Below are 24,331 nucleotides of genomic sequence, written 5' to 3' on the forward strand. Positions count from 1 at the left end.
ATGACCGACGACGCGTCCTCTTCCGCCGGGATTCCTCCGGAGGAATCCTCCGATTCCCCGGGAATCCGCAGCGAGCCCGGCAAAGTGCTGGTCGTCGACGACAATAGCGTCAACCGCTACATGCTCGCCAGGCACGTGGCGAGCCTCGGCCACCGAGTCACCACCGCGGGCGACGGACGCGAGGCGTTGAGGATGCTCGAGGCCACGCCATTCGACATCATGCTCCTCGACTTGATGATGCCCGAGATGAATGGCCACGAGGTCCTGGAACGGATGAAAGGGGACCCTCGGCTTCGCGAGATCCCGGTCATCATGATCTCCGGTCTGGACGAGATTCAGGCGGTCGTCCGTTGCATCGAGCAAGGGGCGGAAGACTACCTGCCCAAACCCTGGGACCGGATCCTGCTTCGAGCCCGCATGGGCGCCTGCCTCGAGAAGAAGCGGCTCCGCGACCGAGAACGGCGGAAGACCGAGGAGCTCGAGCGTGCCCTCGAACAACTCCGCTCCACGCAAGACCAGCTCGTGATCCACGAGAAGCTGGCGTCGCTCGGCACGCTCACCGCGGGCATCGCCCACGAGATCAAAAACCCACTCAACTTCGTCACGAACTTCGCCCAGGTCGTGGTCGACCTCGTGGGCGAGCTCCGCGAGCAACTTGACCCGGGCAAGGAATCCCCCGATCGAGTGAAGCCCGACGAGGTCGAAGGGTTGCTCGACAGCCTCCAGGAATGCGCGGAGAAGATCGACGAGCACGGCAAACGCGCCGACGCGATCGTCCGCGGCATGCTCATGCATGCGCGAGGGCGGACGGGGGAACGGCAGGAGTACGACCTCAATGCCCTCGTGGCGCAATCGGTCAACCTCGCCTACCACTCGCTCCGCGGCCTCGATCCAACGTTCAACGTCGCCGTCGAGACGGCCTACGACCCGGCGATCGGCCGCGTCACCGTGATTCCCCAAGACCTGAGCCGGGTTTTCCTCAACGTTGTTCACAACGCCTGTTTCGCCGCGTTCGAGGCTCACAAGTCGCGCCCGTGCGACGTCGAGCCGACGGTCCGCGTGCAGACGCGAGACTTGGGATCCCACGCCGAAGTGCGAATCCGCGACAACGGCCAGGGCATCCCCGAGGCGATCCGCGACAAGATCTTCAACCCGTTCTTCACCACCAAGCCCTCGGGCGTCGGGACCGGACTTGGCCTCTCCATCAGCTACGACATCGTCGTCCAAGGCCACCAGGGCGAAATCCGAGTGGAGTCTGAGGAAGGGGAATTCGCCGAATTCATCGTCACTCTCCCGAGGGCGCTGAACCTCGGCGACGAATGATCAAGGGGCCGAGCGGTCGACATCCCACCGACTGACGATCGTGCGGGTCGCGCCGACAAGGGATGCGGACGGATATTCACCCTGAAAATTTGGATGCTTGAACGCCGGTGCATCGACACGGGTGGACAGGCAAGTTAGAATTAATCGCGTGTTTTGGGCGAGCGCGAGGCCAAGATTGGCCGTCGCGAATGCGTTGAGCCGGCAAGGATCGATTTCGGGAGATCGAACGCATGGGACCCGCCGAGATCGTGGCCAGTTTGAAAGAGCTCTGCGAGGACAAGGGCCCGAGGTTGAGCACCGAGCAGATCGTCGGCTGGATCGACCGCCATGGCGGATTCGACACCGACGCCGAGCTGATCGCCTTCGCCAAGAAGATGAAGGCGAGGCAGTACGCCCGGATGCTCGACTACGAGGACGAAGAGACCGGCGTGAGGATCAAGCGGCTCTGGAGCTTCTACGACCCCGAGCTCGGTCGGCGGTTCTACGCCGACATCCTCCAGATGCCCGACGATCGCCGACGCCGGTTGGTCCACCAGTACTGCCAGTTCCTCGACCAGCTCCGTTCCGTCCGCAAGGCGATGGCCGACTACTTCGCGGGTCAGCAATTCTTCGACTTCTATGTCGGCGGCCCCGAACCCGATGAGACTTTCACGCTCGAGCCCCAACACACCCATTGAGCCCTCGTTCGGTGAGAACGGGGTCGATGCCGATCCCGGTCTTGCGCGTTGGGACGCACGTCTCGGTGAAGCCTCCTGGTCGCTCAAGACTGACGCCCTCCTTCGCTGTTCCGCGATCGGGCTCGGCGATTTCTCACCTCGCGCTCGCCGATCGGGACCGGATTCCATCAAAAACTCGAGATATCTCAAATAACTTGGACTAATCCTCGTTTTCCGCGAACTAGGTCGACCGATCACGTTCAGTCCTCTTGACCGCGGGGCCAAGGGGTCGGGAGAATGATCCTACCGCCCGACCTGGGGTCTCGCCCGTTGAGGAAGTTTCCGCCATGCCCGCCACAACTGGACCGGTCCGCACGACCGAACAATACCCTGATGCTTTCGGTCGATACGGGTCGTTCGGCGGCCGGTATGTCCCGGAAACGTTGATGGACGCCCTCAACCAACTGGCCGAGGAATACGAGCGGGCGAAAGCCGACCCCGAGTTCCAGGCCCAATTGAATGACTACCTGACCAACTATGTGGGCCGCCCCTCTCCTCTCTTCCACGCCGAGCGACTGAGCCGCCTGGTCGGAGGGGCGGCGATCTACCTGAAGCGGGAAGACCTGAACCATACGGGCGCCCACAAGATCAACAACGCCCTGGGCCAGGTCCTGATCGCCAAGCGAATGGGGAAGACGCGAGTCATCGCCGAGACCGGGGCGGGGCAGCACGGCGTCGCGACGGCCACGGCCTGTGCCCTGACCGGGCTCGAATGCACCGTGTACATGGGAGAAGAGGACATCCGGCGCCAGAAGCTGAATGTCTTCAACATGAGGACCCTGGGCGCATCGGTCGTCCCCGTGACCGACGGCTCGCGCACCCTCCGCGACGCGACGAATGAGGCGATGCGGGACTGGATGGGCTCGTCGCGGCAGACCCATTACACGATCGGCAGCGTCGTCGGCCCGCACCCATTTCCGATGATCGTCCGCGACTTCCAGGCGGTGATCGGACGAGAGACCCGCCGACAGTCGCTTGAGCGGCTCGGGCGACTGCCGGATGCGGTCGTGGCGTGCGTCGGCGGCGGGTCGAACGCCGCAGGAATCTTCTATCCGTTGATCGAGGACGCCGAAATCGAGCTCATCGGCGCCGAGGCCGGCGGCCGAGGTCCCACGCCCGGCGAACATGCGTCGAGCCTCACCCAGGGCCAGCCGGGCGTCCTCCACGGCAGCCTCAGCTACGTGCTCCAGGACGAGGACGGCCAGACGATGGACGTCCATTCCATCTCCGCCGGCCTCGACTACCCCGGCGTCGGCCCCGAACATAGTTACTGGAAGGACGCAGGACGGGTCCGCTACGAGAGCATCACCGACTCCGAAGCCCTCGCCGCCTACCAGACCCTCGCCCGACAGGAAGGCATTCTCCCCGCCCTCGAGTCGAGCCACGCCGTCGCCCAGGCCCTGAAAGAGGCCCCTCGCCTAGGAGCCGGCAAGGTCGTCGTCGTCTGCCTCTCCGGACGGGGCGACAAGGACGCCTATGAAGTGGCCCGCCTTCGGGGGGAGCCCATTTGATTTCGGAGTAGGCAGGTCGGTCGGGAGTAGACGGTAAACGGTAGACGGTAAGCGGTAGGGAAACGGCAGCGAGGAGAATTCCGTAGGGAGATGTTGATTGCGATGCGGCGGAGGCCCGTTCAAGCCTAGCCTCAGGCGATCTCGGGTCCTGAAGTTCGTGGTGGAGTAGGGCAACTCCACACTCTGGACTCTCCTCGATTACCGGTACTGTTTACTCCCTACTCCTACCTGCCTACGACGGCCTCCTGTCTACTGTTCTCTTCTCCACTACTGTCTACTGTCTACTGTCTACTCTCTCGGGTCCCCCATGAATCGCATTGACTCGCTGTTTGCTCGTCTCAAGTCGGAGGGTCGCCGGGCCTTGATGCCGTTTATTACGGCGGGGGATCCGGACCTGTCGACGACGGCGGCCTTGATCTCGGAGATGGTCGCGCGCGGGGCGCACATGGTCGAGGTGGGGATCCCGTACTCCGACCCGATCGCGGACGGCCCGGTGATCTCGGCGAGTTACCATCGGGCGTTGGAGCGAGGAATCCGTCTTTCGCACATCCTCCAGACGATCCGGACGCTTCGTGCCGAGACGTCGAACAGCGCCCTCGCCGCAGCCCCGCTCGTGACGATGGTCTCTTATGCGATTATTCATCGCCAAGGGGTCGATCGCTATCTCCGCGAGGCCGTGACGGCCGGGATTGACGGCCTCATCGTCCCGGACCTCCCCGTCGAGGAGTCGGTGAGCCTCTGCCGCAAGGCCACGGCCTTCGACCTTCGCCTGATCCAGCTCGTTACGCCCACCACTCCTCGGGCCCGCGCCGTCCAGATCACGCAATCGACGACCGGCTTCGTCTATTACGTCTCGGTGGCTGGGATCACCGGCGAGCGTCGCAGCTTGCCCCCCGACCTTGTGGATAACGTCGCCTGGCTCCGGTCGCAGACCGACCTGCCGATTTGCATCGGGTTCGGCATCAGCTCGCCCGAGCACATCCGCGAGCTCGCCCCCGTGGCAGACGGGTTGATCGTGGGGAGTGCCCTCGTCAAGCGCCTCGCGGAGACCGAAGCCCTCCCCCGCGATAAGGCCGTCAAAGAGATCGGGCAATTCGTCGCCAGCCTGGCCGCCGCCTTGACTGTCGAGGGATAATTGGAGATCGCGAGCGCGCGATCACCGTTGAGGTGATCCTCGAGGTTTGTCACAGCCGGGTGGCCGGGCCGAAGGTGCCACGGAGCTCGGTGACGGAACTCGTGGCACTTGGGCACATATCTTCAAGACTGATTTCGCACGGTGAGGCGAACCGGTCTCGGTCACTTCTGAAGGGCCACGTCTCGGGGTCGTCCCTCAAACTTCGTAGCTCGCGTGCCGCTCGGGGATCTCGACGGGACTCTTGACGTAGGGCTGGAGCACCGGGGCGAGGGCGTCGAGACTTTCGGGTTCGCCGTGGACCAGGAATGCGCGTTCGATCCCGCCGCCGGTCTGTTCGTACCACCAGGCGAGGTCGTTCCGGTCGGCATGTCCCGAAAAGCCATCCAGGACGTAGACGGCCGCGTTCAGGTCGTGCCACTGATCCATGATCTGGATCCGCTCCACCCCTTCGGTGAGCTTCCGGCCGAGCGTGCCTTCGGCCTGGTAGCTCACGATGACGATCGCGTTGTCGGGGTTGTCGACCACGTGCCTGAGGTGGTGTCGGATCCGACCGGCCTCGCACATCCCCGACGACGCGATGATGATCATCGGGCCGGTGAGGTAGTTGAGCCGCCTCGAGTCGTCCCATGTCGCGCAAAATTCGACATACTTCGACCCGAAGTACATCGGATCTTTGTCCATCAATTTCCGAGCGGCGAGGGTATAAGACTCGGGATGATCGCGATGGATGTCGGTCAGCCTCATGGCGAGGGGGCTGTCGACGTAGATCGGGATCGGGCGCACCTTGTGGACGGTGAACAGCTCCTGGAGGCAGTAGATCATCCGTTGCGTCCGACCGAGGCTGAACGCGGGGATGACGACCTTGCTCTGCAACCGGGTCGCTCGGGCGACGATGGCGTGCAACTGCTTGATCAGCTTGTCGTACGGTTCGAGCTCGCGGTTGCCATAGGTGCTCTCGGAGACGAGGATGTCGATATCCTGGATGATGGTCGGGTCGGGGAGCAGCCCCATGTTCCGACGGCCCAGGTCGCCGGTGAAGACGAACCTTCGGCGTTTCGAGTCCTCCTCGTAGTCGAGTTGGATGATCGCCGAACCGAGGATGTGCCCGGCGTCGAGGTAGGTCAGGTTTACCCCCGGGACGATTTCGGTGGGCGTCTCGTAGGGCAGTCGCTGGAGCTGTTCGACGACCCACTCGACGTCGGCGAGCTCGAACAGGGGTTCGATCGGCTCGGCCAAGGGGGTCTTGAGGTTGGCGTTCCGGAGGTCCTCACGCTGAATCCTCGCGCTGTCGCGGAGCATGACGCTCACGATGTCGGCGGTCGGCTTCGTCGTGTAGATCGGCCCCTTATAACCGGCGCGGACCAGGCAGGGGAGGCGACCGATGTGGTCGTTGTGCGCATGCGAGACGATCACCGCGTCGAGGCCGCGAGGATCGAAGGTTAATTGGCGATTGGGGCTCTCGGGATCGATCCGGTTCGAGTCGAACAACCCGCAGTCGAGTAAGATCTTGTGCTGCCCAATCTCCAAGAGATGGGCCGTACCGGTTACTTGCCGGGCCGCCCCATGAAACGTGATGCGCAAACGATCATCCTCCCGACAACGCCGCCGAATCCGATCCTGAAAGATCAAATAAGCGTCGAAGAGTCTCACCCAATTCGCCGGTATTCTCATGATGACACGAAGGTACTCGGGCTTCAAGGCCCAAGGCTGACTTGCGTGAAGTCCCGTTGAACAATTCCTGAATCCGGCGTAATATTTGCAATACCTCTCCGGACCGCCAGAGTCCTGGCGACGTCCGTCCGTGTCCGAACTGGGTGAGGAGCGCCCTGTGATGACGCGAGAAATTCCGGAATCCCATCCGCTGCATCGACTTTTCCGAGGCATGACCGAGTCGACTTTCATGTCGGAGTTGGGGATCGGCGATCCTCGGCTCGTCGGTTATGTCGCGGGGTTATTGGCCCGATTCGTCCCGAGCCAGTCGATTTGGAAACTTCGCGACGGCGAAGGCCGGCGACTGACCGAGGTGACGGCCATGGTCACCGAAGCCGAGTCGACCCACGACGCGGGTCGACGCCTGGAGTGTCACCGACACGTCGGCGACTTCACGTTGTTCTGGACCGGCGTGTACCCCGAGGCCCTGAATCGTCTCCAGGAGTCGGGTTCGCCCGACCACCTGATCAGCTTCCAGGCTCAAGGAAAACGGTCGTATTACCTCGCGAGCACGCTCGACGGAGATCAGGGGCCCATTCTCCGCCGGCTGAGCGACGAGTTCGAGCTCTGTGCCTTCGGGCTCTCGCGGGTCCGTCGCGAGTGGGAACGTCACGAGCACGACCCACCTCAAGGACCGCATTTCCGCGGTTTAGTCGCTTAATCAAGCCGGCGCAAACGACTCCGGCAGACGCACGCGCCGCTCGATTCAACCTCGTCTCCTCGCCAGGCTTTGCAGCGAGGCATGCCCTCGATTAGAGTGGGGCGGGAAGACGAGGTCGGGCGGGCGTGCCGCCGACGATCTCCCACAGGCCAGGGGGCCGGGACGAGTGGCGGTCTCTCGGCGTTATCGGCTCGACGACTTGCGTCGGTTCGCCTCGGCATTGGCCGTCCAGGTCGGTGTCGCGTCCGCACGCGCCTCCGCGTTGGCCACCCACCTGCTGTGGTTCGACGCGGCCGCGACCCCGGCCTTCGGGATCGCGACCCTACCGGACCTGCTCGGTCGGATCGTCGACCGGGAAGTCGACCCCTCCGCCGAAGGCACGGTCGTCGGAGAGACGGCCGGCACGGCGGTCTTCGACGGGCAGAACGGCCTGCCTCCGCTCATCCTCTCCCGTGCGGGCCAGCTCGCGACCGAGAAGGCGAGGGACGTGGGGATCGGCCTGGTCCGCGTCACCGGGGTCGGGCCGATCGGACCGGTCGCCAACCTCGCCGCCGAGATGGCCGTCGGCCCGTCGGCAGGAATTCTGATGGGCAGCGAGGCGTCCTGGGCGATGGCCTTGCCAACGGACGAGGGCCTTCCGATCGTCTTCGGCAGCGGCCTCGGGTCGGAGGAGTCGCCCGAGCGGCCCAAGTCGGGGACTCGGCCGGCCTCGAAGCCAATCCCGACCGACCTGATCCTCCCTTGGGCTTCGGCACTCGTCCCCGAAGGGGGATGGCTCGTTGCGGCCATCGGGATCCATGCCCTCGAGCCACTAGACTCCTTCCAGGGGCGGGTCGGTGCCACGGGGCTCGGGAGACTCTTGCCCGAACCCTGGGACGCCCACCGTCGTGAGGCCCGAGAGGCCGGAATCGCGCTCACCGCCGCCGCCTGGAAGAAGCTCGACGGGTGGGCCAAGCGTCTCGGAGTCGAGCGTCCCCAACCCCACGCCGGCCCTCGACGGACCGCCGGCACGCCGTAAGGAACCAACACCATGGTCCTTCCCCTCGGCGACCTGGAGAAGACCCGGATCGTCCCGTTCGCGACCTACGCGCTGATCGCGCTCAACGTCGTGATGTTCCTGTTCCAACTCGACCACGGGGCGGAGTTCACCTCGGCGTTCGCGGCGACTCCTTTCGAAATCACCCGCAACGTCGACCTCCAGGAACCCCTGCCGCTGCCGATGCCGGGAGACGAGAACCCGAGGAACCTCCCCTTGCAGACGGAGGTCGGGCAGGCGAATCTCGATCAAGGGCCGGGACCTCGACCGATCTGGCTCACCCTCTTCACCGCGATGTTCCTCCACAGCAGCCCGCTGCACCTCGCCGGCAACATGCTGTTCTTGTGGATCTTCGGCGATAACGTCGAGGAAGTCCTCGGGACGTTCCGCTACCTCCTCGTCTATCTCGCCTGCGGGCTCATGGGGACGCTCGCGCAGATTGCGGCGAGCCCCGACTCCCTGATCCCGACCTTGGGTGCCTCGGGGGCGATCGCCGGGGTCATGGGGGCCTATCTCGTCTGGTTCCCCCATAACCAGGTACGCGTCCTGGTTTTCCAGTTCTTGACGCGGATGCCCGCCGTGCTCGTCATCGGAGGCTGGATCCTGTTCCAGATCTGGCAAGGGGCCGGCTCGGTCGGACGGCTTGGCGAAGAAGGGGGCGTCGCCTACCTCGCCCACATCGGGGGAGCGGCGACCGGGATCTTCGTCGGATTCCTCTTCTTCGATCGGGCGCGATTCCTCCAGCAGATGCACGACGCCCAAGATGGCTGGATCGTCGAGCCTTGAGCGAGCGCGAGGGCCGGGTCGTCAACGCCCGGGATCTCGACGATACGAGCTCGGGGTCTGCCCGGTTTCTCGGCGGAAGATCGTGCTCAAATACTCGACGTAAGCGAAACCCGCACGCTCGGCGATCGCGGTCAGGGGCAGTTCCGTCTCGGAGAGGAGCTGTTTGACCCGCTGGATGCGGACGTCGACGATCGCCTCGTGGATCGTCCGTCCCAGGACTTTTCGGAACGTCCGTTGGAGGAGGCTCCTCGAGACGTCGACGTGTGTCAATACGTCCTCGACGCCAATCCCCTCGCAGGCATGCTCGCGGATAAAGCTCAAGGCGTCCGCCACCCGAGGGTCGGAAATCGCGGTGACGTCGGAAGACTGACGAGTCGCGACGCCGATCGGGAGGACCCAGCGCAACATCTCGTCGGCTCGCTCGCCGTTCATCAGCCGAGCGAGGAGGGCCGCCGCCTCGTACCCGACGCGGAAGGCATCGGGGATGACGCTCGAAAGCGGAGGGTGGGCGAGCTGGCAGACGAGCTCCTCGTTATCGACCCCGACAACCGCGACTTCTTCGGGGACCGCCACTCCCGCCCTCCGGCACGCGTCGAGCAGTTGCATCCCGCGCGTGTCGTTGCCCGTCATAACTCCCAGGGGCTTGGGCAATTCCTTGACCCATTTCGCGACCCCTTCGATCTCGTCTTCCCAGGACGTTTGCTGGTGCCCCCAAGAGACTCGGGGGACGGACTTCCGTTCGTGGAATTGGTGCCCCGCGGCCTCGACGCACGCGGCGAAGGCGTCGCGACGCCGGACCGACCATTCGAAGACGGGGAAACCGAAATACGCAAAATGCCGAAAACCGCGTTCGATCAGGTGCTGCGCGGCCATCCTCGCGATCGCGGCATGATCGGAATGGATCTGCGGGAGCCCAAGGTCTCTGACCTGATCGTTCAGGTCCACCGTGGGGATTCCGGTCTTCAGCACCTTCGCCGCGCTCTTCGGGGTGGAGGCCCTCGAGATGATCCCGTCCCCATCCCAGCGATCCAACCAAGGGGGTGCCTGGTCCTGGAGCGATCGTTGCTCGAGGTAGATCGTCCACGGGCCATACTCGCGCACGTATTGCGACACCCCACCGATGAGTGCACGACCGTAAGCCGTTGAGGTTTCAATAATTAAGACAACGTGCGGGGGGGACGTTCGCCGTCGCTTGGGGGTTGGGTCCATGGGCCCTCTTGGTTCGCTGTCGCGATGAGCATCGCAGGACTGCGGGTCGCCGAGCTCGGCGACGGCCAACGTATCATCGCAAGACTTGAACTCAACTCGAAACCCGATTCGGCTTCGAAAACGGCGGCCTTCTCGCTGCGTACCGAAAGTTATAACCAAAAATACCCAAAATCACATGGTTTCGCACGCGTGAATAACTATCCTTAATCCTTAGATGGTATCTCTCGTTTCCTTCCCATGGGTCTTGGGTGGGAGAAGGATCATCTCCTCCTTCGTGCATTCATACCTCGGTCTGGGCCTTGAACTGGCGCCGCGCGTCCGGGTCGGAGGCGTTCGCATGGTCGTTGCGCGATCGAGAACGAGCTACGAGGCGGAACCGCTGCGGTTCGGTCCGGGTCGTTGCAAATCGATTCATCAACATCCGATCATTTGGCCGGCCGCGACCCTCGGGAAACGGACGACGTCCCGAATCCCCGAGGACAGGATCGTTTCCGATGTCGCTCAAATCCATGGGTCCGCGCCCTTGAGGGCGTTTGCGAAGCTCCCCGCGTCGAAGAACACGCAGAATTCCCCCCCGAGAACTGCGACGAGGTGGCCGGAGGCGGTCGGGCGTCCGAGATGCGTCGACAAACCCGATCCTCCCGGGCGTAGCTTCGACACATGCAGCCGTTTGTCTTTCTCATCGTCCTACTCATAGTCGTCCAGACCTCTTGATGCGGCGTTTTCGTCACGCCTCGAGGGCCGGCGTCGCTGTCGCTCGTGAACTGGACCGGTTCGAGAAACCTCGAACTGGGCCCGTGTCGGCCGCGCCACGGTCTGATTCAGCGGACTCGTCCTTTTTTTCTTAATTCAGGAGTCTTCCATGCATCAGCCCCATCGTCGAGGTTTCACGCTCATCGAGCTGCTGGTTGTGATCGCGATCATCGCGGTCCTCATCGCCCTGTTGCTCCCCGCCGTCCAGGCGGCACGTGAGGCGGCCCGCCGGATGCAGTGCGTCAACAATCTGAAGCAGATCGGCCTCGCGATGCACAACTACCATACGGCGATGGACCGATTCCCGATGGGCGTCTCCAAGGCCCCGTTTTTCGGGCCGGGCGATACCGACGGCCAGTGGGGCTATGGTCGATGGTCGGGCTGGAGTTGCCAGGCGCTCCTCCTGGGCTACCTCGACCAGACGCCGCTCTACAACGCCGCGAACTTCAGTTGGCTGCCGGGCTCGGCCGGCAACGTGACGGGATCGCCATTCAACAGCACGGTCTATAACACCGTGATCAATTCCTTCCTCTGTCCCTCGGACGCCAACGCGGGCCGGCTGAGGAACAACAGCTATCACGCGAGCATCGGCTCGACGACGTATGAGAGCCCGATCAACACTCCGGGAATGTTCGCCGTTTTCACGGCGTATGGCATCCGGGACGTCACCGACGGCACCTCGAACACCATCGCGTTCGCCGAGGCGTTGACGGGTCGGGCGACTCAGAATTCGGGCAACACCTCGCAAGGTGACGCCTACCGAGGCGACGTGATCGAGAACGCCACGGATCCCGGGACCGGCGGACAGGGCTCCGACGACCCTTCGGGGTTCTACGGCCAGGCGGCGCAGTTCCTCTACGCATCGAGCAACCAGGCTGCGGTGCTTTCGGCCTTGCAAGGGTGTGCCACGGCCGCGGCCAACCAGTCGAGCGCCTCGTGGTCGACGATGCGAGGGTTTAGCTGGGCCGACGGCAACGGCGGTTGGACTTACACCAACATCATCCAGACCCCGAACCGCGACTCGGTCTTCCCCGGGGGAGGTTGCCGCTTCAATTGTGCCGGCTGCGGCATCGACAGCTCATTCAGCTACGCGGTCTCGAGCAACCATCCAGGGGGGGCGAACATGCTGATGGCCGACGGCAGCGTCAAGCTCATCAAGGATAGCGTCTCGAGGCTCACGTGGTGGGCTTTGGGCACCCGCAACGGCGGCGAGGTCATCAGCGCCGATAGCTACTGAGCTCGGGGGAACGACGGGGCACGGCAGGTCCCAATGCCGGCCGTGCCCCCACTCGCTGGAGGTTTGACGCGATGTTGAGACTCGACCAGACCGGGACGTTCGCCTCGGCCGCCCTCCGAATCCGCCTCGGCCTGATCGCCGGCGTGATCGCCGTCGCCGGGTGCTCGGGATCGGTGTCGGAGGAGAAGTCGGACGACCCTGCGCTGAAATCATCCATGAAAAAGCAGATGGAAATCTACATGTCAAAGACGAATCTCATGAAGAAAAAAAGCCCGAATTCGTCGCAGGCGAGGAAGCGCTTTCCATACCCGACGCCGAGGCCTCGGGCGTGAGCTCGGCACAGCCCGGCCTCCCCGAGCGGGAGGCTCCCGCCGTCCCCCGGGGCGGGCCAAGCGTCGCCTCCGAGGGCCGAACCCAAGAGACCCAGGGGCGTTGTCACGAGGACGGGCGTCTCCGGCCTCGCGAAACAGGGAAACGAGGGACGTCATTGTTACGATGAACCACCGGCAATCCATCGCCCTCCTGATCCTCGGTGCCATTACACTCGGCCCCGACACGGCCCGCGGCGGACCGCCACGTTCGGCCGGCGAGGCGGCCGCCCCCAGAGACGTTAGCGCCTTCGACCTCCCCGATGGCTTCTCGCAAAAGCTCGTGGCCCGAGGCTTCACAGGTGCGACGGGCATGGCCGTCGCGGCCGACGGGCGGGTCTTCGTCTGCGAACAGACCGGCACCCTGCGGGTCGTCAAGAACGACGCCCTACTCCCCGACCCGTTCCTGACCCTCGAGGTCGACAGTGAGTGGGAACGCGGCCTGATCGGGGTAGCCCTCGACCCCGCCTTCCCCTCGGCGCCCTTCGTCTACGTCTGCTATGTCTCGCCGAAGCCGTATCCCCATCACCGGGTCAGCCGCTTCACCGCGAAGGGGGACCGGGCCGTGCCCGAAAGCGAGGTCGTCCTCCTCGAAGGGGACGACCAGTCCAAGCTCGGTGGGGTCGTCCCGGCCGGGCACCAGGGAGGCGGCCTCCACTTCGGCAGCGACGGCAAGCTCTACGTCGCCATCGGCGAGCAGACGGCCGGCGATCCTTCGCAACGACTCGACACCTATCTCGGCAAGCTCCTGCGGATCAACCGTGACGGCTCGATCCCCGAGGACAACCCGTTCTTCCACGAAGCCAAGGGCAAATATCGCGCGATCTGGGCCTACGGGTTGCGAAACCCCTTCGGCTTTGCAGTCCAGCCGGGGACGGGACGGATTTTTATCAATGATGTCGGTGGTTCGCGCTGGGAGGAGATCGATGAAGGGGTCGCGGGCGCCAACTATGGATGGCCCGTGACCGAAGGGCCCACCAAACATCCCGGACACCACCCCCCGATCCACTCTTACGGTGAGGCCGCGATCAAGTCGCTCTCCGGGGGGGTGTTCTACAACCCGCCGCACCGGCAGTTTCCCGATCAATATGTCGGCAAATACTTCTTCGCCGACTTCATCTTGAACTGGGTGCGGGTCCTCGACCCGGAACGTCCGGACTCCGTCCAGCCGTTCGCCTCGGGTCTGGCGGGGCCCGTCGCACTTCAGGTCGGCCCCGACGGGAGCCTCTACTGCCTGAATCGGAACGCCTGGGTCAAGGACAATGTGTTCAAGTCGGGGACGGGGACGCTCCACAAGATCCGATATGAGTCCCGCTCGAGGGCGCTTGCCCCAGGGTTGATTTCCCAGGCGAAGGATGTCGCGGCCGTAGTCGGAAGCTCGGCGACGTTCCGCGTCGAGGCCGACGGGACAGGCCCCCTGGAGTTTCGATGGCAGAAGGACGGCCGCACGATCGCCGGTGCCGACAAATCCACATACACCCTGGATGATGCCACAACGGAGGATGAGGGGGCTCAATTCCAGTGCGTCGTCTCGAACGCCGAGGGGACGATCCGGAGCCGGCCCGGTACTCTCCGGCTCTCAAAGCGGCATGCGCCGGCGGCCCCGCTTCCGATGCTCGCCGGGCTCGAATGTGAAGTCCACGAGGGCCGTTGGACGGCGATGCCGACATTCGATCACGAGACCCGAGTCGGCTCAGGGACATCGTCACAGTTCGTTGACAAGGCCCGGACTCGCGACAAGGATTTCGGGCTGAGCTTTCGCGGATATCTCGAGGTTGACCGGCCGGGTGCCTACACCTTCCACCTCGATTCCTCGGGGGCCTCGAAGCTCTACGTGGCCTCGGCAGAGGTGGCAACAACCACCATGACCAAGGGGCCGAGGCGATCGAGCGGGACCGTCGGCCTCGACGCGGGCCGCCACCCGATTCGACTCGACCATGCCCACGGCGACGGCCGACCGCACCTCGAGCTCTGGTACTCCGGCGCCGAGGTCGAGCCGCAGACGATTCCCCCCGAGAAGCTCTTCCGGCTCGATCGGACCAAGCCCGTCGCCCCCACGATCCAACCCGAAGGGGGGTCTTACTCCGGCCCCATCTCGGTGTCGATCGCGACACCAACGACGCGGGGTCAGATCCGCTATACGTTGGGAGGATCTCCACCGACCGCGAACTCGCCCCTCGTCAACGGCCCGGTGACCATCACGAGTTCGACAACGCTGGTCGCCGGGCTCTTTGCAGAAGGCGCCGAGAGTCCGGTCGCGACCACCCGGGCTACGTTTCAGATCAAAGGTGGTGAGCCTTATGGGCTCCCTTTGCGGCCGCTCGCCTCGACGACGACCGTCGCCCGACGTCCCGAAGAGATGCCCCAATGGCTCTCGCAAACGGGGCTTTTTCGCTCGCTCGAAGACCTGACCCCGCAACCGGGAGTCATCCCTTACACCGTGAATTCACCGCTGTGGTCGGACGGAGCATATAAGAGTCGTTGGATCGTCCTGCCCGGAGACGCCCGGATCGCGTTCTCCGAGAGTGGCCCGTGGTCCTTCCCGGAAGGGACCATCCTCGTCAAGCACTTCGAGTTCGGCGATCCCCAAGGGGTCTCGGTGCAGCGCCGACGGCTGGAGACGAGGGTCCTCGTAGTCACCGGGCCCGGCCAGGGATTCGGGGTCTCCTACAAGTGGCGGCCCGACCAGCGTGACGCAAGCCTGATGGTCGACGGGGCAATCGAGCCGATCCCGGCCGGACCGGCCAACGCGGGACACGCCCGAACTTGGACCTATCCGAGCCAGAAAGACTGCATGATCTGCCACACGACCCAGGCGGGGTTCGTCCTCGGAGTGAACACCCGACAGCTCAACGGCCCGTACCGCTATCCCGCGTCGTCGACCGTCGACAACCAGATACGTGCCTGGAGCCATGCGGGACTCTTCGAGACCCCGGTCGCCGAGGATTCGCTCGCCAAGCTCGATCGCCTGGTCGACGTCTCGGATTCCTCCGCCCCGCTGGAACACCGCGTCCGATCCTATCTCGACGTCAACTGCGCCCAATGTCACCGCCCTGGGGGTGTCCGGTCCGACTTCGATTCTCGGTTTGAAGTTCCGACGGCCGAGCTCAAGATGGTTTCGGGGCCGCTGCTGACGGGGGACCTGGGAGTCCCGAACTCCCGGGTCGTCGCACCGGGTGACCGCACGCGATCGATGCTCTTCCGTCGAATGGGGCGGCGAGAGGACGTGTACAACATGCCCCCACTCGGCAGTCAGTACGTCGATCCGGCCGCCCTCGATGCGGTCGGACGTTGGATCGATAGCCTCGACGATCGGGCGTCGAGCCCTAGCGCACGCGTTCCTAGCAACCATCAACAACAATGAGGTCGTACCAATGATCCGTCTCTCGCGAACCTGGGGTGCCGTCGCCGGGCTCCTCGTGCTCTCCCTCGCGATCACCGATCGACCGGCCGCCACCGCAGCACCCAAGGATGGCGAGGTCCCCCTCTTTAACGGGAAAGACCTGTCGGGGTGGCGGGGCAACAAGGCGTACTGGTCGGTCGAGGACGGCGCCCTGACCGGCAAGACGACCCCGACGAACCTACTCGCCCAGAACACCTTCCTCATCTGGGAGGGCACTCCTCCCCCGGACTTCGAACTCCGGTTCCACTACAAGATTGTCGGGGGTAACTCGGGCGTCCAGTACCGGAGCCGAGTCATCGACGACGCGCTCTACGTCGTAGGGGGTTATCAGGCCGACATCGACTCCTCGCCGAAATACACGGGGATGAATTACGAGGAACGCGGCCGAACCTTCCTGGCCCAGCGCGGCGAGAAGGTCGAAATCGCTCCCGACGGCTCGAAGAAGGTGGTCGCATCCCTCGGGAACAAGGACGAACTCCAGGCGAAGGTGAAAAACGAGGACTGGAATGAATATATTATTATCGCCAAAAGAAATCATCTGACACACATTGTCAATGGCGTGACCATGTCCGAGGTCACCGACAACCAGAAGGACAAGGCCGCGACTACTGGAATCCTCGCCATCCAGCTCCACCAAGGACCGCCGATGACGGTCCAACTCAAGGACTTCCAGCTCAAGGCCCTTGAATAAGACGCGTGCTGGGAGCCCGGCTTCTCCTCGGGAGCCGGGCTCCCGACGCACGCAGCGCCGAGTCCCGGTCCCGGACACCCGCCTCCACGAATTCCTCGCTTCTCACCTTCGAGCAGCACCCACCCAGCACCAATCCTCGTCGACCTGCCTGAATCGCCGGTTTCGAGTCTCCAACCCACTTCAATCGTCGAATCCAACTCCCTTTCAAGCAACGCTCCCTTCCGTCCTAACAAGGGGCTGGCGAGGGAAAAATGATTTCCGCTTCGCATCCGCGACTGGTACAACCGTCTCATGACGGCGTAATTCAACGTCCGAGTCTCGCGGACTCGGGAGAGCGAATCTCGGGTCTACTGCCGTAAAGCGAAGCCTTTTGCGAACATCACAACCGAGTGGGGTGATTTCGCTTTTGCGCGACCGAAGCGTTCGCTCATTCACACAAGGCTGGCGACACTCCCCCCGCGTCGCCACTGGTGCGCGAGCGTCGGCAAAGACATCCCGCCTCGCGACCCCGGCCTAAATCCAGGAGAAGGTCGGCGTGTTCCGAACGTGGCACCTCGCCGTTCCGGTTACGTAGCCCGCCTCTCGGCCGCGTCGCGAGGATTCATCGCGGTCGTTTCGAGATCGACTTACGAGCCGATCCCCCGGTCAGGAGATCGCCGAAATCCCGAGGCTTCTGTGATCCCCTCAACACGACGTCTCGCCCCGACTGCGGAGTCTGGAGATGCACTCGACGGTTTTCGCCCTGTTGGCTTCGCTCCTGGCGGGCAGTCCTGCCGGACCCGCCGCATACCCCACCTGGACACATCTCTCGAGCCGGACGGGCGACCTCCCCGCCCCGGGCGCCTCGCACGAGCAGACGGGCTGCCAGGTCGTCGATCTCGACAAGGACGGTCACAATGACATCGTGATCACGAGCCGGCGCTCCGACTCGGGTATGGTCTGGTATCGTCGGCAAGGGAACGGATGGAGCCTCTATCCGATCGATCGCGGACTGCAGATCGAGGCTGGCGGGGCCTCGTACGACATCGATGGCGACGGCGACCTGGACCTGGTCTTCGGCGAGGATTTCACGGGGTCGAAACTCTACTGGTGGGAGAATCCCTATCCGAGCTTCGACCCCAAGAAGGACTGGACGCGCCGCGAGATCAAGAGCGAGGGCGGGACGATGCACCACGACCAGCTCTTCGGCGACTTCGACGGAGACGGGAAGGATGAGCTCGCTTACTGGGTCCAGTGGGATGAGGGGCTGTACCTGGCGGAGATTCCCGAGGATCCGAAACGCCCGTCGCCGTGGCCCTCTCGCCTGATCGCCAAGATGCCGAGACGCGAGGGCCTCGCGAAGGCCGACATCGACGGAGACGGGAAAGTCGACATCATCGGCGGAGGCTATTGGTTCAAGCGCAAGAGTCCATTCGAATATCAGCCCTACCTCATCGACCAGGGCTCCAAAGCCTCGCGGGCGGCCGCCGGGCAGGTTGTCGAAGGCGGCCCTCCGGAGGTGGTCTTCGTCATCGGCGACGGGATCGGACGGCTCAAGCTCTTCCAGCAGACTCCCGACGGGCTCTGGTCCGGATCCGACCTACTCGGGGAAGACGTCATCCATGGACATAGCCTCCAACTCGCCGACATCAACCAGGACGGCCACCTCGACATCTTCTGCGCCGAGATGACCAAGTGGACCGAACTTGACCAGGTTCCTGACAACCCACGATCGAGAATGTGGATCTTCTATGGAGATGGCCAGGGCCAGTTCCTCAAGACACTCGTGTCGACGGGTGAGAATCACCACGAGTCCCGAGTCGCCGACCTCGACGGCGACGGGGATCTCGACATCGTCGGAAAGCCGTACAGTTGCGACCCGCCGAGGCTCGACATCTGGTTGAACGACACCGTCTGTCCCTCGAAACGGTGATCGATCCCGTCGAGAGTCGGGTCATCGCGAGTGATCGTGTCGTCGGCACAGACTCAGAGGCATGACCATACCCCCCGGTAGGCGGGGCACTATTGCCCCGCAACTCTCGCAACGAACACGGGATAAGGGTTACCCGTGCACCGGGGGGTGAAAGTGCAAAGCAAGATTACCTCACGTATCATGGGGAGTGAGAAAAGGGAAAGGGTTCTTCGCGCACCGGGGGAGAAAGAGCGGGGCAGGAGCGTCCCGCCTACCGGGGGGAGAACTTTATCAGATCCTCTGGCAGGCCAGACGGCATTCACGGCAAATCCCATACTTGGCAATCGCATCCCCTAATCGTTCCAGTCCCGTCGTTCATTTTTCGTGTATAGTTCACCCAGAGCCTCTTTTCTCGTTCGTCCTCCTTTGTTTCGCATCTTGTGGGCGATCTACGACCGAGAATGCAACGCGGAGCGTGTTTGCCATGTGCGGAATCGCCGGTGCGTTGGATCTGAGCGGTACGCGCGAATTCCCCACCCACCGGCTCCTGTCCATGACCGGAGCCATCGCCCATCGCGGGCCCGACGACGAGCATTTTCACTCCGAGCCGGGGGTCATCCTGGGGGCCCGGCGGCTCTCGATCGTCGACCTCGCGGGGGGTCGGCAACCGATCCCGAATGAGCGGGGTAATATCTGGGTCGCGTTCAACGGCGAGCTATTCGAATATCCCGAGCTCCGCCAACAGCTTCTGACTCGCGGCCATCACCTGGCAACGCGCTGCGACACCGAAGCCTGGGTCCACCTCTACGAAGACTTCGGCGAGGGGATGCTCGAGAAGGCCCGGGGGCAGTTCGCGGTCTCGCTCTGGGACCGCGAGACTCGGACCTTGATCCTGGGACGGGACCGAGTGGGCATCTGCCCGCTCTACTACACCGAGCGGGATGGCTGGCTCCTCTGGGGGTCGGAGATCAAGGCCCTGCTCGCGTCCGGACTCGTCGACGCGCGTCCCGACCCGAAAGGGCTCGACCACTTCTTCCAATTCTTCGCCGCCGGGACGACGCGGACGATGTTCGAGGGGATCAAGTCGATCCCTCCCGGACACTACCTGCGGGTCCGCGACGGTCGGGTCGAGCTCCGCAAATACTGGGATCTCGACTTCCCCGACGCAGGGCAAGAGCGTCGGCTTGACAACCCCGCCCCGTTGATCGACGAGCTCGAAGGGTTGCTCCGACAGGCGGTCGAGCGCCGGCTGCGGGGTGACGTCCCGGTTGTCAGTTATATCAGCGGTGGCCTCGACTCGACGGTCGTGCTCGGTTTGAGCAGCCGACAGCGCGGACAGGCGGTCCGGTCGTTCACGATCGGGCTCGATCGAGCGGGCCCCGATGAGCGCTCGCAATCGACCGAGTCGGCCGAGGCGCTCGGCTCGCCGCTCACGACCGTGACGATGAATCGGGGTGATATCGCCGCGGCCTACCCGGAGCTGATCCGAGCCGCCGAGGTCCCCGTCCTCGACACCTCGTGCGCCTGCCTGATGAAGCTCGCCTCCGCCGTCCACGGCCAGGGGTTCAAAGTCGCCCTGACGGGAGAGGGATCCGACGAGGCGCTCGCCGGATACATGTGGTTCAAGGGCCATAAGATCCGCGAGGCGTTTGCCAGCCGGTTCGGCCGAGGTATCCCGAGGATGCTCCGGGGCCTGATGCTCGGCTCCATCGGCGGCGACCGGAGTCGTTGGCCCGATCGGATGCCCATCGCCGGCGCCCGCACGGCCCAGCAGGATCTCTACGACGTCCTGGGACAGTCGCGCACGCTCTTCTTCTCAAACGGGATGTGGGACCAGCTCGATGGCCACTCAGCTTACGATGACCTGGACATCACGAACGACCGATTCTCGCGCTGGCATCCCTTGAACCAGTCGCTCTACGTCGGCTACAAGGTGATGCTCGCGGGGATGCTGCTCTTCTCGAAGGGCGACCGGATCGCGATGAACTCGTCGATCGAGACCCGATACCCATTCCTCGATGACGACGTGATCAACTTCTGTGCGAGCCTCGACCCGAGCTACAAGCTGCACGGGATGACCGACAAGTGGATCCTGCGCCAGGTCGCGGCCAGGACGCTCCCGAAGGCGATCGCGAACCGGCCCAAGACGATGTTCCGGGCCAGCCTCTCGAAGACCTTCCTGGATCACTCGCGACCGAGCTGGGTCGACCAGCTCTTGAGCCCGCAGTCGCTGGCCGAGACGGGTTTCTTCGACCCTAAGAAGGTTGCCGAGGCACGCAAGCTCCGAGGAAGCTTCCCGAGGATCACCCCGAAGCAGCTTGGCCTCGACATGGGGTTGACCAGCATCGTGGCGACGCAGCTCTGGTACCACACGTATTGCGGGGGCGGGCTCTGCGACCTCCCGGTGTGGACGCCCCCGGCCGTCCACCACGCCGACGCGTTGACGACCACGCTGGTCGACGTGGCCCATTTCCCGGCCCACGTCGGTTGACGTTCAGGTCCTTCGGAACTCGACCACCCCAAGCCGTGACGGCCCCGTCTCCCTCGCTCGAGAGGAGGCGGGGCCATCCTTATGATTGGGGGCTCAGGCCAGGACCTCTTCGACCTCGGGCGTGGAGATCTCCGTGCGGACGCGGTCCGACTCGAGGTGACGCCGCTTGCGAATCTCGAGGACAAGTCCCAAGCCCTGGAAGGTCGTCCACCACGAAATCCCGTAGATCAGGTATTGCCAGTCGGGATTCGTGACCATGAGCAGGCCGGTGAAATACATCTGGACGGCCGGCACGAAGTACCAGGGATTGACGAGGTAGGCCGTCGTCGCGAACCCGAAGGTGCTCAAGGTCGTCCAGACCGGCTTGAACCAGTCGAGCGACCAGCCCGTGAGGGTATTGAGCGAGGCGAGGTTGAACGACAGAATCAGGAAGGTCGCCCAAACGCGAGAGAGGACGACCATCAACGGCGTCGAGCGATACCATCCTCGCCCGGAAATCCGTCGGACGACGTAGAGGTTGGCGACCAGCTCCAAGGCCCAGAGGCCCACGAAATTGACGTGGGGCTTGATGTCGTTGTAGATCAGGAGCTGGCAGGAGAGGTGAGTCGCCAAATGGATCCATCCGACGGCCATGAACGACGTCCCCCAACGGTCGCGGATCGCGACTCGTTCGAGGTCGGCGACCAAGGCGTCTTTCCAGTCGGACAGGGGAAAGGCAGACCGAGGCGGACTGTTCATGGGAATGGCGCAGGGTGAAAGTTTGGATTCGGGGGGCAAGAATGAAGAATCGGCGGCTAGGACGGACCGGCTTGAAGGTTTCCGAGATCTGCCTGGGGACGATGACCTTCGCCGGGCAGGCCGACGAAGTCACGTCCGGGCGAATCCTCGACGTGGCCACGGACCGAGGCGTCACATTCATCGACACGGCGGACGCTTATCCGATCCCGCCATCGCCGGAAACCGCGGGACGGACCGAAGAGATCATCGGGCGTTGGCTCGAGAAGAATGGTCGTCGTCAGGAGATGGTCCTGGCCACCAAGTGCCGGATCCGTGTCGGCCACGGGGCGAACGACCAGGGGCTCTCACGGCGGCACATCCTGGCCTCTTGCGAAGCCAGCCTCCGAAGGCTCAAGACCGATTGGATCGACCTCTATCAGGCCCACATGCCGGACCCGGAGACCCCGATCGACGAGACGCTCCGCGCCTTCGACGATCTCGTCCGGTCCGGGAAGGTCCGATATGTCGGATGCTCGAATTACGCCGCATGGCAGCTCGCCTTGGCGATCGGCACGAGCGAACGCGCGGGGTTGGCTCGATATGACTGCGTCCAACCGCGCTACAACATCCTCTACCGGGAGATCGAGACGGAACTGCTCCCGCTCTGCCAGGATCAGGGGGTCGGCATCATCGTCTACAATCCCCTGGCCGGCGGGATGTTAACGGGCAAGCACGCGGGAGACGCTCCTCCCAGTGCCGGGACTCGGTTCACACTCGGAGTGTCCGGCGAGCTCTACCGGGAACGCTACTGGCACACGGCCCAATTCGAGGCCGTCCGTACCTTGCGCACTTTCTGCGAGGACCATCGGCTCTCGCTTGCCGCGGTCAGCGTCGCCTGGGTGCTCTCTCGAGCCGGCATCACCTCCGCCATCGTTGGCGCCAGCCGACCCGAGCAGCTCGATGATACGCTTGCGGCCGTCGACCTCAACCTCGACGAGGAAACGCTCGCCGCATGCGACGCCGCATGGTGGACCCTCCCGCGTCGGCCCCTCGGCAAGTGACGCGGGAAGTCGAACCCTCGTAAGTCAAGGCTCCCCCTCATTTTCGAGAGAGGGGAGCGTTCGGTCAGTGGATCCGAGGTCGATGCGCCGCTTTTGCATGTCCGGCCCTCATCGCCCGGACGCTCATGGCGTGCGAGAATTTGACGATGTGTCCATTCGCCACGGGGACGAAGCGCCCCTGGTGGTCGGTGAACCCGCCAAGGTCCTGTTTCCCGCCGAACGGGACGACCACGGTGCCCCCATTCGCCGATGGGAGTTTGACCGACATGTCGAATCGGTAGTGGACATTAATCCGGCGGGTCGGAATCAACAGCACCGAATTCGACCCGGAGTCGTAGATCGCCGACCGGATGGGAATCCTCGCCCCCGTAGGAGTGAAGATATAGTAATTCGAGGGGTTGGACGCCATGGCGCCGTCCACATTCCCCAGGAACGTGAGCACAAACCGCGTTTGCTGGTGGTGGACGCCATACCGGATGAGAGTCTGCACCACCGGCGGGGTCGGAGTGGGCGTCGGTGTCGGAGTGGGTGTCGGCGTCGGAGTGGGTGTCGGCGTCGGGGTCGGGGTCGGGGTGGGCGTCGGAGTGGGTGTCGGCGTCGGAGTGGGCGTCGGGGTCGGAGTGGGCGTCGGCGTCGGAGTGGGTGTCGGCGTGGCGGGGATGTAGGTATAGGAGATCGTCACCGACCCTTCCGCTGTCGTCACAGCGGTGGTGTCGAGGTTGCCGTTCGGGGCGTCGGCGGTGCCGAAACCGGTCGCGCTGAAGGTCGGCGTGATGGTCGCCCGGCCGGATGAGGCGGTGTAGAAGGCGAGGTCGGAGGCGTCGGTGAGCGTGACCGCGGCCGGTGCATCGGTCTTGTTCAGGACGATCGGGGGAATTTTATTCCCGTCGGGATTGTTCGGATCGTAAGGACCGTCAGTGATCGGTCCCTGGCTGGCCGACGCCGAACCGGAGACCTGCTGGTTAATCCCGTTGATCTCGTAGGTCCCGCTCAGGGACGCCGTGATGTCCGCCGATGAGTTTTGGCTCAGGTTCTGGGTCGAGATCGTGCTGTTGTACGTCACCGAGTGGGAAAGGGTGACGCTCATCAGCGTCCCCAGCGTCGGATCGAAGAGGTTGATCACCGGCGAGAGCGTGACGTCGCTGAAATTCGTGAACTGAGTCGCCGAGGCCGTCTGCGTCGGGGTGGTGATCGGAGTCGCGTCCGGCGTCGCGGTCAGCTCGAAGGCGCTGACCGGACCGGCGGCCGGGCTCTCGACGACATTGCCGTTCCCGTCGACGAAGGTGCTGGCCAACCCGGCGCTGAGGAGCCAGCGGACGTCCAGCGCCTCGATGAAGGGTTTTGATTTCTTCGCCGAGAACGAACGTCTCCAGTCACCCCGCTCGCGTGGGACCCTTGAAGTCTCTTCGTTGGAATCGCTTCCCAGCGCGGTCATGGCAAAACCTCTTCAGTACGGCCGGTGTGGGTGTCTCAACTCGTCGAGGAGTGCGTTGCCCGTAGCTGAAGGCGATCCTGACGCCGAACATCAGCAACCGATGCGTCGCCGAGAACCTCGAACACGTCCATCAGGACGGCACATTTCGGATGTCTTGTCGAGTGGTAGGTCAGAGTGGGAAGGAGGGAGGAATCCAG

Annotated in this window: 18 protein-coding genes; 14 read left to right on the forward strand and 4 right to left on the reverse strand. The window is 63.9% G+C overall.

Translation table 11 applies throughout. The features are described from left to right. From ACYOEI_RS16175 to trpA, 4 genes are all read left to right on the forward strand, one after another. The gene (locus ACYOEI_RS16175) at positions 1–1,323 is read left to right on the forward strand and encodes a sensor histidine kinase (RefSeq protein ID WP_462850560.1); all 1,323 of its coding nucleotides are present in this window, start codon (positions 1–3) and stop codon (positions 1,321–1,323) included. 230 nt (positions 1,324–1,553) lie between these two features. Further along, on the forward strand, positions 1,554–2,000 hold the full coding sequence (locus ACYOEI_RS16180) for a hypothetical protein (protein WP_462850561.1): 447 nt from the start codon (positions 1,554–1,556) through the stop codon (positions 1,998–2,000). A gap of 326 nt (positions 2,001–2,326) precedes the next feature. After that, positions 2,327–3,550: a tryptophan synthase subunit beta gene (gene trpB, locus ACYOEI_RS16185; RefSeq protein ID WP_462850562.1), complete on the forward strand. Its 1,224-nt coding sequence runs from the start codon at positions 2,327–2,329 to the stop codon at positions 3,548–3,550. Positions 3,551–3,857: 307 nt separating this feature from the next. Beyond that, positions 3,858–4,685 carry a tryptophan synthase subunit alpha gene (trpA, locus tag ACYOEI_RS16190; RefSeq protein WP_462850563.1) on the forward strand — a complete coding sequence of 276 codons (828 nt, stop codon included), beginning with the start codon at positions 3,858–3,860 and terminating at the stop codon, positions 4,683–4,685. Between the two features lie 195 nt (positions 4,686–4,880). On the opposite strand, the gene ACYOEI_RS16195 is transcribed toward trpA, so the two are convergent. Next, complete coding sequence (locus ACYOEI_RS16195; RefSeq protein WP_462850564.1) at positions 4,881–6,266, reverse strand: MBL fold metallo-hydrolase RNA specificity domain-containing protein; 1,386 nt, start codon at positions 6,264–6,266, stop codon at positions 4,881–4,883. Between the two features lie 250 nt (positions 6,267–6,516). Between ACYOEI_RS16195 and ACYOEI_RS16200 the strand changes: the two genes are divergently transcribed. From ACYOEI_RS16200 to ACYOEI_RS16210, 3 genes are all read left to right on the forward strand, one after another. Further along, complete coding sequence (locus ACYOEI_RS16200) at positions 6,517–7,056, forward strand: hypothetical protein (protein WP_462850565.1); 540 nt, start codon at positions 6,517–6,519, stop codon at positions 7,054–7,056. Positions 7,057–7,222: 166 nt separating this feature from the next. After that, the gene (locus ACYOEI_RS16205; protein ID WP_462850566.1) at positions 7,223–8,074 is read left to right on the forward strand and encodes an Ldh family oxidoreductase; all 852 of its coding nucleotides are present in this window, start codon (positions 7,223–7,225) and stop codon (positions 8,072–8,074) included. Positions 8,075–8,086: 12 nt separating this feature from the next. Then, entirely contained in the window at positions 8,087–8,878 is a 792-nt protein-coding gene (locus ACYOEI_RS16210) for a rhomboid family intramembrane serine protease (RefSeq protein ID WP_462850567.1), read from the forward strand. A 21-nt stretch (positions 8,879–8,899) separates the two neighbouring features. Here the strand turns inward: ACYOEI_RS16210 and ACYOEI_RS16215 are convergent, their stop codons facing one another. After that, positions 8,900–10,087, reverse strand: coding sequence for a XylR family transcriptional regulator (locus ACYOEI_RS16215; protein WP_462850568.1), 1,188 nt, complete (start codon positions 10,085–10,087; stop codon positions 8,900–8,902). 862 nt (positions 10,088–10,949) lie between these two features. On the opposite strand from ACYOEI_RS16215, the gene ACYOEI_RS16220 reads away from it, so the two are divergent. The 6 genes from ACYOEI_RS16220 to asnB all read left to right on the forward strand — a co-directional run bounded on the left by ACYOEI_RS16220 (position 10,950) and on the right by asnB (position 20,921). Continuing rightward, a complete protein-coding gene (locus ACYOEI_RS16220) occupies positions 10,950–12,077 on the forward strand; it encodes a DUF1559 family PulG-like putative transporter (RefSeq protein ID WP_462850569.1) in 1,128 nt (375 codons plus the stop codon). Positions 12,078–12,148: 71 nt separating this feature from the next. Continuing rightward, the gene (locus ACYOEI_RS16225) at positions 12,149–12,409 is read left to right on the forward strand and encodes a hypothetical protein (RefSeq protein ID WP_462850570.1); all 261 of its coding nucleotides are present in this window, start codon (positions 12,149–12,151) and stop codon (positions 12,407–12,409) included. 163 nt (positions 12,410–12,572) lie between these two features. Beyond that, positions 12,573–15,809 carry a PQQ-dependent sugar dehydrogenase gene (locus ACYOEI_RS16230; RefSeq protein WP_462850571.1) on the forward strand — a complete coding sequence of 1,079 codons (3,237 nt, stop codon included), beginning with the start codon at positions 12,573–12,575 and terminating at the stop codon, positions 15,807–15,809. Positions 15,810–15,819: 10 nt separating this feature from the next. Further along, positions 15,820–16,539 (forward strand): 3-keto-disaccharide hydrolase, encoded by a 720-nt coding sequence (locus ACYOEI_RS16235; RefSeq protein WP_462850572.1) that lies wholly within the window; start codon positions 15,820–15,822, stop codon positions 16,537–16,539. 721 nt (positions 16,540–17,260) lie between these two features. After that, positions 17,261–18,451, forward strand: a complete 1,191-nt coding sequence (locus tag ACYOEI_RS16240) for an FG-GAP repeat domain-containing protein (RefSeq protein ID WP_462850573.1) — start codon at positions 17,261–17,263, stop codon at positions 18,449–18,451. Between the two features lie 463 nt (positions 18,452–18,914). Then, positions 18,915–20,921 carry an asparagine synthase (glutamine-hydrolyzing) gene (gene asnB / locus ACYOEI_RS16245; protein ID WP_462850574.1) on the forward strand — a complete coding sequence of 669 codons (2,007 nt, stop codon included), beginning with the start codon at positions 18,915–18,917 and terminating at the stop codon, positions 20,919–20,921. Positions 20,922–21,014: 93 nt separating this feature from the next. Here asnB and ACYOEI_RS16250 read toward each other — a convergent pair whose 3' ends face one another. Beyond that, positions 21,015–21,608 (reverse strand): hypothetical protein, encoded by a 594-nt coding sequence (locus tag ACYOEI_RS16250; protein ID WP_462850575.1) that lies wholly within the window; start codon positions 21,606–21,608, stop codon positions 21,015–21,017. A 122-nt stretch (positions 21,609–21,730) separates the two neighbouring features. Between ACYOEI_RS16250 and ACYOEI_RS16255 the strand changes: the two genes are divergently transcribed. Beyond that, complete coding sequence (locus ACYOEI_RS16255) at positions 21,731–22,699, forward strand: aldo/keto reductase (RefSeq protein WP_462850576.1); 969 nt, start codon at positions 21,731–21,733, stop codon at positions 22,697–22,699. 64 nt (positions 22,700–22,763) lie between these two features. Here ACYOEI_RS16255 and ACYOEI_RS16260 read toward each other — a convergent pair whose 3' ends face one another. After that, complete coding sequence (locus tag ACYOEI_RS16260; protein WP_462850577.1) at positions 22,764–24,134, reverse strand: choice-of-anchor E domain-containing protein; 1,371 nt, start codon at positions 24,132–24,134, stop codon at positions 22,764–22,766. Between the last annotated feature and the right edge of the window lie 197 nt (positions 24,135–24,331).

It is taken from the genome of Singulisphaera rosea, from assembly GCF_054877945.1.